Raw genomic sequence first — 10,769 nt, forward strand, 5'->3', positions numbered from 1 at the left:
GCGGGCCGACGGCCGGCTGCCTGGACGAAGGTGGCGGCGTCGGCCGTGGTCTCCCTGCTGGCGGGAGCCGGTGTGGTCGCCGCGGTGAGCGGCCGGTGGGACCGCCGGTAACCGTGCTCAGCAGCGGCACGGAAGTACGGACATGAACAAGTACGGACATGAATACGGTGGCCCGGGGACGCGCCCCGGGCCACCGTATTCATGAATGGTCGCTGTCCGGCATTACATCCGCCTCCGGTCTCAGGTGACCGGTGCCTGAATGACCTTTCCGCTGTCGGCGTCCACGTTGCCGGACCACTGGACACCGGCTATGCCGGCGATCCAGTTGTGGCACACGCCGTAGACCCCGTAGTTGGGGAAGTACTTTTTGCTGAGGTGGTTGTTGGTGAATTTGATATTGTCACTCGAAACGCCGGGAAGCAGACTGGAGTAGAAGATCCACGATCCGCCGGCCAGCCAGTTGTCGTCGACAGCCACGTTGTGGTTGCTGCCGAACTCGGTGCCGAGCTGGATCACGCCCGCCATGCAGTGGTCCAGGGCCATGTCGATCGTGTTGTGCCTGATCGTGATATTGCTGGTGTTGCCGAGTCCCTGCAGTCCGTCGGCGTGCTCGCACGCCGAACTGACGACGAAGTCGTGGATGTAGGAGTCCTCGATGACGTTGTTGCCATCGATGCCGCCGCCGTCACGGAAGCCGCGGATCTCCACCCGGCGGATCGTCCAGCCCCTGCCCCGGATGGCCATCTCGTCGGCCGGCTTCGGATCGTAGCTGCCCACGAACTCCGAATCCTCGACCACGACCGAGGCGTTGGAGACATCGTCGTTGTTCACGCTGACGCCGAAGGTGTCGTCGGTCGAGATGACGCTGTTCCTGATCACCACTCCGGGTGCGGAGATGATGATACGGCTCCCGCCCTTGATCCGGACGTTCTGGATGACGGTGTTGGCCTTGGTGATCTCCCGTGGGCCGGTATAGTCGGTCAGCGTCACACCGGCCGGTACCCCTGTGTTCCCGGCATTCGGGAACGTGGTGGGTGCGGCGGGCGCCGCCACGACCTGAGCCCTGGGCTGGGTCGTCGTTGAAACGCTCGGTGCGCCTGTCGCCGTAGTCACCGTGGCTGCCGCCTGTGGTGTGGCTGGTTGTGGAGACGGATCGGTGGTGGGCGTCGCGGCGAGACCGACGGAGACCGACGGTGCGGGTGTTGACGTCAGCCCCGGATCGACCGTTGGTTTACAGCCGGCGAGCCCTCCGGCTGCTGCCACAGCTGCTCCGGCGAGTAGAGGCATGAACCGTCCGCCCAGACGACGATGTGAGCCCACTGTGAATTCTCCTCCTTGAGCCGTGATTACGGCTTTGGTTCCCCCGCGATGACAGTAGCGCCGCTCCTCTACACCTACTAAGCGTAATCCTGATATTTCGTAGAGTGCTGTTGATGTGTTGCTCTGATTGATTGACGTTGCGTATCCGATGTTCTTAGATTGCGCATCTATTTTGCTAAGGATGGCAATCCTTGAGGAAGTGTAACTTTTTGCATATAATAGATCACGATAGGTGTTCTCGTGTGTCTAATAGGGCCGAAGGCAGCGCGGCCAAGCTTCTTTCTGGCTTCTTTTGTGTTCGAGGCATGGGAGACCAAGGTCCCCGGGTCGCCTGAGACTTCGGATGTGACGTTCTGGGCGGACCCGGTGGATCGGCGGTCGGATAGACGGCGCGCTGTCGGTGGGAATCGGAAAGGCCCGGTGTTGTGCGGACCGGTTCCTCGTCTGCGGCGCGGCGTCCGCTTCGGTGTTCCATGCGGTGTTAAAGATCGATATTGCATGGCCTAGCCTGTCTGTGGCGAGGGGGGAGGCCATGTATACGACTTTGCGTGACCGTCCACCAGACCCCCCGCAGTCAGGCGCATTCGGGACCGCTCCGGCGGCCATCTCCGCGGACGGGACGACCCTCGCTCACACCGAGCGGGGCGGGGCCGCTCGGCGGGTCCGCCGGGCTGTCGGTTCCACGGTGTTGCTGCTCGGCCTCACCAGCCTCCTCACCGACCTGTCGACCGAGATGGTCACCGCCGTCCTGCCGCTCTATCTGGTGGGCACGCTAGGCTTCAGCCCGTTCCAGTACGGGCTGGTGAACGGTTTCTATCAGGGTGCGAGCGTGCTCGTACGGCTGGTGAGCGGCCTGGCGTCCGACCGATGGATGCGCCACCGTGACGTCGCCGCAGTCGGGTACGCCATGTCCGCCCTTGCAAAGGGCGCACTGGTGGTGGGGGCCGCGTCCCCGGTGGTGATCTCCGGGTCGCTGGCCGGCGACCGGATAGGCAAGGGTCTGCGGACAGCCCCGCGGGATGCCCTGTTGTCACTTGCCGCTCGGGAGAGCGACCTCGGGTTCGTTTTCGGCGTTCACCGGGCGATGGACACGGTCGGCGCGATGCTCGGGCCGTTCGTCGCCTTTATGCTCCTGGCCGCGTCACCTGATTCGTATGACCTGGTCTTCGTCGTGAGCGCGTGTGTGGCGCTGATCGGCGTCGCCGTGATCGTCCTTCTGGTTGAGCGACATCCACCGGGTACGGCGGATGTCATGCCCGACGGAGACGCCACCGGTGACCCGATGGTGTCTGACCCGGTGCTGCCTGACGTTGTGGCACCTGACGCTGTGGCACCTGACGCTGTGGTACCTGGCACCGTACCGGCGCCGGCGGGCGCACCGGACGAAGACGACCTACTCGGCTATCCCACGCGCCCTCTACGGGCCGCGGTCGCTCTACTGGCCGATAGTCGCTACCGTGCGCTTGTCATCGCGGCTGTCGTCCTGTCTTTGTGCGCGATCGGTGATGGTTTCATATACCTTCGCCTCCAGCAGGAGGTGGATCTCGCGGCGTACTACTTCCCGCTGCTCGCGGCGGGGACGTCGTGCGTGTACCTCGGCTTGGCCGTTCCGCTGGGACGGATCGCCGACCGGGTCGGCCGTGCACGGATGCTGATCACAGGTTATGCGGCGTTGGTCACCGTCTACCTGGTGCTCCTCGTACCGCGGCCGGGCGTCGCGACGCTGGTCGGTTGCCTGGCGCTGCTCGGGGCCTTTTATGCGGCGACCGACGGCATCCTGCCGGCGGCCGCGAGCGCGCTGCTCCCGCCCGGGTCGCGGACCACCGGGATCGCGCTTCTGCAGACCGGCGTGACGCTCGGCCAGCTGGCGGCTTCCGTCGGGTTCGGAGCGGTGTGGACGTTCTACGGTGCCCGGCCCGCGCTCTGGCTGGCCGGTGGATCCGGAGCTGTCGGATGCGCTCTGGCGGTGGCCGTGCTCAGCCGTGCCGCGGCGTTCAGGCCAGCCAATGATGGAAAGTAAATGACGGAAGGGGCGCGGGCACAGGTGCCTGATCCAACCGGGACACGCACGCGTTCACTCAGATCGCCTCGGGCCGGCGTGCCGCGCAAGCCTGCTGCCGCCCGGAAGCCGGATGCTCCGGTGCCGCGGCAGCGCAGACGGCGTCTGCTCGTTTTCACAGCGGTTCTGGTGGTGTGTGTAGTTCTGGCTGTGGGCTACGGACTGTACGTGGCTCACCGCGACGCGACAGATCCACGCCGTTCCGCGGCATCTGCCGGGGAGAGCGGCGGGGTCCTGCTAACCGGAGAACCGAAGATTGTCTTCCGGAGCACGGCCCGGGACTCCTCCTACGGCCGAGTGTCGATGGTACCGCTGAATGATCCTGCCGGCCCCCGGGAGGTCACCTCGCTGTCGTGCGATCGGGTGGACATCGCCGGTGACGTCGGTATCTGTCTCGGCGCCGAACGTGGCGTGGTGACCACTTACAAAGCGTATCTGTTTGGTTCCGATCTTCGCCCCACCCACAGCTTCCGGGTGGCCGGTGCGCCGAGCCGGGCACGCTTGTCGCACAACGGCCATCTGGCCGCGGTCACCGTGTTCGTGTCGGGCCACTCCTACGCCGGCCCGGCCTTCTCCACCGCCACCACCCTTTATGATGTCCGTGAACAGCGCGAGCTGGGCAATCTCGAGCAGTTCGCGGTATTCCGGGACGGCCAGCGGATCAACCCGGTGGATCAGAACTTCTGGGGTGTGACGTTCGCCTCGGACGACGACACCTTCTACGCGACGTTCGCGACCGGCGGCACCACCTACCTGGTCCGTGGCAGCATCCGGACGAAGCAGGTGCACGCTCTCACGACCAATGTGGAGTGCCCGTCGCTGTCGCCCGACGGCACCCGCATCGCCTTCAAACAGCGGGTCACCGGGAACGACGGCCCGGTGCAGTGGCGGGCAACCGTGCTCGATCTGAAGACGATGCAGCGCACGGAGCTGGCGGACAAGCGCAACGTCGACGACCAAATCGCCTGGTTCGACAACGACACGGTCGCCTACGGGTTGCCACGGGACGGGAGCGCGGCCGCGACCACCGACACCTGGGTCGAGCCGGCGGCCGGTTCAGGCGCGCCGCGCATCCTCGTCTCGCAGGCATGGTCGCCGGCTGTGGTCCGCTGAGCGGGGACTACAGCTGTGCCGCTCGCAGCCGCCGATCACCATCTGAAGACGACCTTACGGGCGTCGAACGCCTCGGCATAGCGGGTACCACACTCGACCCCGCGCAGCCGCAACATCGCCCGGAAGGTCTCCTCGTCGAACCAGGGTTTGTCCTTCTGACTGGGGAAATGCTGGGTGATGTGCGCGAGTTTGGCCGTGACGGTCTCCTCGGACAGCGGAACGTACAAGGAGGGCTGCATCATGTCGCCGTCCCATTTGGGGATTTCGTAGCTGAGGATCAGCGTCCCGCGAAATGCCTGCCAGGCGAGCTCCGCGAGAGTCCGGTGGTCCTGATGTGCGTCCGACAGGGACGGTGCAAAGACGACATCCGGGCTGACCTGGCGGGCGATCTGGAGCAGTACCTCCTTCACGCCGCCCCATTCCCGCGGCAGAAAGCCGTCACGGACCTCGTGCAGGTGCAGGGAGCCCAGCGAGGTCCCCAGCAGGTCCCGGGCGCTGCTTTCGGCCTCGTTACCCCGCTCGCCCGAGCTGGCGAAGACCACCCAGTGCACGGACGCGGTCGGGTGTTGTGCAAGGAGTTGGACAATCGTGCCGCCCGCGCCGATCTCCACGTCGTCCGCGTGCGCGCCGAGAGCGAGTATCCGGTAGCCATGTCCGTCAGCGGGCCGCCCGGCGGTCATCTCCAACATCGGCGGCTACCTCCCGGCCGTGGGAGGGTCGCTGTGCGGCGGCTGGTCGTCGCCCATCCGCATGTTGAAGCGCTCGATTTTCACCAGTACCCACCTTTCACCCGATGGATCTTGCCTTCGGCGGAACGACCACGATGACGCATCGACTCCGCTTTTCGGAGAACCTGCCACGACACCCGGGCAGGTGGGGGCGGAACGAGAGAACTGGTTGTCGGGTCGGGAAGTCATTTCAGGTCTGCTCACAAGGCACGATTCACCGCCAACTCCGCCGGCGGTGGTGATGAGGCGGGGGACGACCTGCCGTTCGGGTTTTGGTCACCCGGCGGGTCGCTTCCGGACGAGAAAATGCCGAACCCCGCCGAGAGCCACGTCCGGTGGGAATCGGCGGTGGACGGGTCGTCCGCGACAACGCTGATCTCCAGCGGGTCGGGACGACCGCCGCGGATCAGTTCGTCGAGCCCGGTTCCGATCACGACCGCCTCGCGGTACGCGGGAACGACGGTCACCGGCGGCCGGCTTTCGGGATCCTGCCCTTCTTCGACGGGTCGACTGCGACTTTTCCAGGCCGTGCACAGCGGGTGCAGAGCGTGACCGCATATTGCCATTACTCTTTGTAAGGTAATCGTGACGCCGTGTTCATAGGGGCGCACTCCGGGCATGGCAACCACCGTAGCCCGTGCCCTGAAACCATCCCAGGCCTGTCTGGTGGATCTTCAATCGCGCGGATCGGCGCCCAGACGACCAATATCCGCCAGACAGAGCCCGGCGACCCGGGGACCTGGGCCTCCCGGACGGCTCGTCCGGGTCGCCTGCTGGGTACGGTCTCCTGTCAGCAGGAGGGTTGGGGTCGTGGGAGGACATGCCGATGAAGGTGCTCGTCACCGGTTCGGAGGGCTATCTGGGTTGTCTTGTCGCGCCTGAGCTGATGCGTGCCGGTCACGAGGTCGTCGGCCTGGACACCGGGTACTACCGGTCCGGCTGGCTCTACCGCGGTGGTGGCCACACTCCGTACACCCTCGACAGGGACCTCCGGCAAGTGACCCTGCGTGATCTTTCGGGCATGGACGCGGTCGTGCACATGGCCGAACTGTCGAACGATCCTCTCGGTGAGCTCGCGCCGGAGGTCACCGAGAGGATCAACCACGCTGGATCTGTCCGGCTGGCGAGGCTTGCCAAGCAGGCGAGTGTGTCGCGTTTCGTGTATATGTCGTCATGCAGCGTGTATGGGGTGGCTGAGGATGTGGATCTCACCGAGACGTCGCCGGTCAACCCGCAGACTCCGTACGCGCGGTGCAAGGTTCTCGTCGAGCGGGACGTCACGGCCCTGGCCGACGACGGTTTCTCGCCCACCTTCATGCGGAACGCCACGGCGTATGGCGCCTCTCCGCGGATGCGGTTCGACATCGTCCTGAACAACCTCTGCGGGTTGGCGTGGACGACCGATGAGATCGCCATGACCAGCAACGGGACGCCGTGGCGTCCGCTGGTTCATGCTCTCGACATTGCCAAGGCCGTCCGGTGCGTGTTGGTCGCACCGCGTGACGCCGTCCACAACGAGGTGTTCAACGTCGGTAGCAGCGTCCAGAATTACCAGGTGAAGGAGATCGCGGACATGGTTGCGAGCGTGTTCACGGGCTGCCGGCTGAGCTTCGGCGACAACGGTGACGACAACCGCAGCTATCGGGTCGACTTCAACAAGATCGATACTGCTCTTCCCGGTTTCTCCTGTGACTGGGACGCTTCGCGGGGGGTGCGGCAACTCCACGATCTCTTCGCGCACGTCCGGCTCGACAGTGAAACGTTCACCGGCCGTGGGCACACCCGGATCAGGCAGCTTCAGTACCTGATCGAGACCGGCCAGGTCGACAGCGATCTTTTCTGGACGTGCTAGGGGGCCAAAGGCGGCGCGATCATGCTTTCTCGCGCCCGGGGTTCCTGCCGGAGCCGGGGTTCCTGCCGGAGCGGCGAAGCCGATCCGGGAGGTCCGGGTGACCCAGGTCCTCGGGTCACTGACGAGTACCGGAGGCTTTGGATGGTTGTCAGAACCGGCCGGGCTCGCCGGCGTGTTCGTGGTGGACGCCTGGCTACCGCTTGCCTGATCTCCGACCGCTGCCGGTTGACTGATTCCTCACAGCCACTGACCTCGTCAGAAACCTCGGACAAGCCACTATCATGACTTCCCGAGCAGGCTGCGAGCGGGTCGTGACATGCCCGATGGCAGCATGCCCCATGGCGAGTCTAATCGCTCCGGTCAGCAATTCCCGTGATGGGCGCCACGTTGTTCGTACGAGCGTTTCATCTTTTCTTCCGGTACGTTCCTGTACGCCATGTCGATCCGGTGGAAAACCCGTCCAGTGACCATTGCTCTTGGTGGACACGCCAGTGACCGTCGCTTTCGGTGGACACGGCGGTCGATCTTTGCGTGGACCGCAATTACCGATCACGGCTAATTGCTGATCAGAACCGATCAGAACCAGGTGCCGATCGAAAGCCAGGTAGGGGATCGCATGTCAGTCGAGTCCGTTGGTCAGGCACAGATCCGAGCGCAGGTGGCGGCTGTACCGGTCGAGACCTGTCGCTCGTGCGGTGGGCTGCCGCCACGCCCGTTCCTCTCCCTGGGCCGGACTCCGATCGCCAACCGGCTGCTGCGGCCCGACGACCTCACCGAGCCCGAGCCCGTCTTCCCCCTCGAGGTCGGTTTCTGCGAGTCCTGTGCCCTGGTCCAGCTCACCCACGCCCTACCGGTGGAGGAGATTTTCGACGCCGGCTACCCGTACTTCTCATCGTTTAGCGACACGCTCTGCCGGCATGCCGACAAGCACGTGAGGGACCTGATCGCCAGTCGCAACCTCGGCCCCGACAGCCTGGTCGTGGAGATCGCAAGTAACGACGGCTATCTGCTGCGGGCGTTCGTCGAGCGCGGGATCCCGGTGCTCGGCATCGAGCCGTCGCCCGGGCCCGCGTCCGCCGCCCGCGAGATCGGCGTGCCGACTCTCGCGGAGTTCTTCGACGCCGAGCTTGCCCGGTCACTCGTTGCCCAGGGGCTGCGCGCGGACGTCATCATCGCCAACAACGTACTGGCACACGTCCCCGACCTGAACGGCTTCGTCGAGGGCATGTCCGTCCTGCTCGCCGACGACGGGATCGTCGAAGTGGAGAACCCGGGCGTCGGGGCGCTGCTCGATCACACCGAGTTCGACACCGTCTACCACGAGCACTTCTGCTATTTCTCCACCATCGCCGTGGATGCGTTGATGCGTCGTCACGGTCTGTACTTGGCAGGGGTGGAGGAGTTCCCCGAGCTCCATGGCGGCACGCTGCGCTGGCGGCTGAGCCAGGCCGAGACGCCCAACCCACGGGTGCGCGAGTACCTCGACAGCGAGCGCGCCGCCGGTCTGGACACCTTCGACCGGTACGCAAGCTTCGCCGACGACGTGCGTGAGCTGCAGGACGAGCTGCTGAACCTCCTGCGTGAGCTGCGCGCGCACGGGCGGAGCGTGGCTGCCTACGGCGCCGCGGCCAAGGGGGCCACACTGCTGAACTCCAGCGGTATCACCACCGATCTTGTGCAGTACGTGGTCGATCGCAACGTCCATAAGCAGGGCAAGTACATCCCGGGCGCGCGCACGCCGATCCTCGACCCCGCTGTCCTGGCCCAGCGCCAGCCGCATTACCTGCTCCTGCTGGCCTGGAACGTCAGAGACGAGATCATGGATCAGCAGGCTGCGTTCGCCCGTAGGGGCGGCAAGTTCATCGTGCCGGTTCCCCGACCGGTTGTGTGCTAAGGGCCGAAGGCGGCGCGATCATGCTTTTTCGCGCTTGAGTTTCCTGCCGGATCCGGGGTCCGGAAGCCGATCTGGGAGGTCCTGGAAGCTTCGAATTACTGAGAGCAATCTGATGGTGACCGATCCCGGCCTATGGGAGCTTGCCGAGCGGACTTCGCGGTCGGAGCACACGGGATTGCCGCCGGAGTGAGGCATCGGGCGTGGCCGGTGGGGCCGCAGGCCGCACTCCGATCCGGATCGATGATCCGTGCCCCTATCGCCGGACGCTCTTACTTGTGGCATTCTAGGCTTACGTTTGTTACTTTTTGTGATCACCTATGCTCACCAATTGGTTCCGTTGGTCCGGAAACGTGTGGCCGGTGCACCGTGTACTTTCAGTGGCTAAGGACGGTGCGGTCATCGGGTTTCTCGCGCTCGGGGTTCCTGTCGGATCCGGGGGGTTCGGGAGGCCCCGAGGAATCCAGGGGGCTGCGATGTTTGCGCAGGACCGGTGGTACGGGGGCGTCCGCCTCCTCCGTTTCCCCGCGTTCTCCGGTGATCTTGCGTTCTCTCGCGGGTTGGGGAGGAGGCTCCGGTGAGCAGAGCCGCCCAGCCGCGCGCCGAGACGGAGCGAGGTCTTCCCAGGGTGTCGCTGCTGCGGATCCTCAGGCGCCGGTGGCTGGCGATCGTCCTCGCGGTCATCGCCGGTACGGCTTTCGTGCTCATCGTGAGCAAGCAGCAGGCCCCTCAGTTCGAGGCAACCGGCCGGGTGTTCCTGAACACCTCCGACGTGGCGTTCGGCGGCGGCTCGGACTCGGTCGACGCCACCCGGGTCGTCCAGACGCAGGCCCAGCTCGCAGGCTCCACCGCAGCACTGGATCTGATCTCCAAGCAGCTGAAGGTGCCGTGGCGCACGGTGGCCAAGCAGGTGAAGGTCACTGCGTCCGACGAGGGTTACTTCTTCGATCGCCGGCAGGGACAGTACCGAGGAGAAGTCGGTACGTCTCGTCCAGGTCGCCGAGGCTGCCTATCAGCAGCTCCTCGCCCAGTACGGAGTGAACGGCAGCAGCACGGTCAACAAGCTGACGGAGCGGCGTGACGAGATCTCCCAGAACCTCAGGCAGCTGGAGGCACAGCGGGCCGCACTGCCGAGGAAGGCCGACGGCCAGGCTCTCGCCGCCCAGATCAGCAACCTCGACGCGCAGGTCACCGAATTCAACCGACGGATCTCCGAGGTCCAGGTCAACGCCGCTCTGAGCGCGGCTTCGGTGACTCTCGCGGAGTCCGCACACTCGGTCGGCCAGGTCACCCCGAAGCTGTTCCGTAACGTGCTCGCCGGTGCCCTGGCCGGCCTGCTGCTGGCGGTGGTCGTGGTCTGGTGCGCCTACCTGCGCCGGCCGACGGTTCTGGACGGCCGGGCCGCGGCCGACGTCCTGGGTGTCCCGCTGATCGCGGACATTCCCGGCGGGCGTGGCGGCGGCCTGCCGACCGACAGGCTTGTCGCCGCCATGTCCTCGGTGCTGGCGCCGACCGGGAAGGTCATCGCCCTTACCCCGGCCGGGCCGGGCGACCTGGCGCCCGATCTGGTCGCGGCGGTGTCGGCGAACTGGTCGGACGACCAGGGAATCGTGCTGATCCTGGATGCCTCGCCTGCTCCGGACGTCCGCGGGGCCCTGGAACGCCTGCCGCCGGCTGTATCCGGTGAGCTTCCCCGGTGGGCCCATGAACCGACCTGCATGGCGCGTTCGTCCGGTGGTGGCAACGGCCATCTGCTGTACAACCGGGTCGCACCGGCCCGGGCGGCCCGGCCCGGCGGTCTCGCAC

At 65.7% G+C, this 10,769-nt stretch carries 8 protein-coding genes and 1 pseudogene; 6 read left to right on the forward strand and 3 right to left on the reverse strand.

The window, feature by feature from the left end; all coding sequences use genetic code 11:
* Positions 1 to 240 precede the first annotated feature (240 nt).
* Positions 241 to 1,053, reverse strand: coding sequence for a hypothetical protein (locus tag DD1DGNOD_RS04185; RefSeq protein ID WP_131769486.1), 813 nt, complete (start codon positions 1,051 to 1,053; stop codon positions 241 to 243).
* A 799-nt stretch (positions 1,054 to 1,852) separates the two neighbouring features.
* On the opposite strand from DD1DGNOD_RS04185, the gene DD1DGNOD_RS04190 reads away from it, so the two are divergent.
* The gene (locus DD1DGNOD_RS04190; protein ID WP_131765306.1) at positions 1,853 to 3,340 is read left to right on the forward strand and encodes an MFS transporter; all 1,488 of its coding nucleotides are present in this window, start codon (positions 1,853 to 1,855) and stop codon (positions 3,338 to 3,340) included.
* A 171-nt stretch (positions 3,341 to 3,511) separates the two neighbouring features.
* Entirely contained in the window at positions 3,512 to 4,492 is a 981-nt protein-coding gene (locus tag DD1DGNOD_RS04195; protein ID WP_131769487.1) for a hypothetical protein, read from the forward strand.
* Positions 4,493 to 4,527: 35 nt separating this feature from the next.
* Here DD1DGNOD_RS04195 and DD1DGNOD_RS04200 read toward each other — a convergent pair whose 3' ends face one another.
* Both DD1DGNOD_RS04200 and DD1DGNOD_RS04205 read right to left on the reverse strand, forming a co-directional pair.
* Positions 4,528 to 5,181 (reverse strand): PIG-L deacetylase family protein, encoded by a 654-nt coding sequence (locus DD1DGNOD_RS04200; RefSeq protein WP_131765308.1) that lies wholly within the window; start codon positions 5,179 to 5,181, stop codon positions 4,528 to 4,530.
* Between the two features lie 239 nt (positions 5,182 to 5,420).
* Positions 5,421 to 5,687: a hypothetical protein gene (locus DD1DGNOD_RS04205; protein ID WP_131765309.1), complete on the reverse strand. Its 267-nt coding sequence runs from the start codon at positions 5,685 to 5,687 to the stop codon at positions 5,421 to 5,423.
* Between the two features lie 359 nt (positions 5,688 to 6,046).
* Between DD1DGNOD_RS04205 and DD1DGNOD_RS04210 the strand changes: the two genes are divergently transcribed.
* The 4 genes and pseudogenes from DD1DGNOD_RS04210 to DD1DGNOD_RS26490 all read left to right on the forward strand — a co-directional run.
* Positions 6,047 to 7,072, forward strand: coding sequence for an NAD-dependent epimerase/dehydratase family protein (locus tag DD1DGNOD_RS04210; RefSeq protein WP_131769488.1), 1,026 nt, complete (start codon positions 6,047 to 6,049; stop codon positions 7,070 to 7,072).
* 616 nt (positions 7,073 to 7,688) lie between these two features.
* On the forward strand, positions 7,689 to 8,966 hold the full coding sequence (locus DD1DGNOD_RS04215; protein ID WP_131765310.1) for a class I SAM-dependent methyltransferase: 1,278 nt from the start codon (positions 7,689 to 7,691) through the stop codon (positions 8,964 to 8,966).
* 574 nt (positions 8,967 to 9,540) lie between these two features.
* The gene (locus DD1DGNOD_RS04220; RefSeq protein ID WP_131769489.1) at positions 9,541 to 10,044 is read left to right on the forward strand and encodes a Wzz/FepE/Etk N-terminal domain-containing protein; all 504 of its coding nucleotides are present in this window, start codon (positions 9,541 to 9,543) and stop codon (positions 10,042 to 10,044) included.
* Positions 10,001 to 10,769, forward strand: a pseudogene (locus tag DD1DGNOD_RS26490) (DUF3450 domain-containing protein); the annotation flags it as partial. The gene DD1DGNOD_RS04220 and the pseudogene DD1DGNOD_RS26490, both read left to right, overlap by 44 nt.

Origin of the sequence: Candidatus Protofrankia californiensis, assembly GCF_900634765.1 — a bacterium.
Taxonomy (GTDB): domain Bacteria; phylum Actinomycetota; class Actinomycetes; order Frankiales; family Frankiaceae; genus Protofrankia; species Protofrankia californiensis.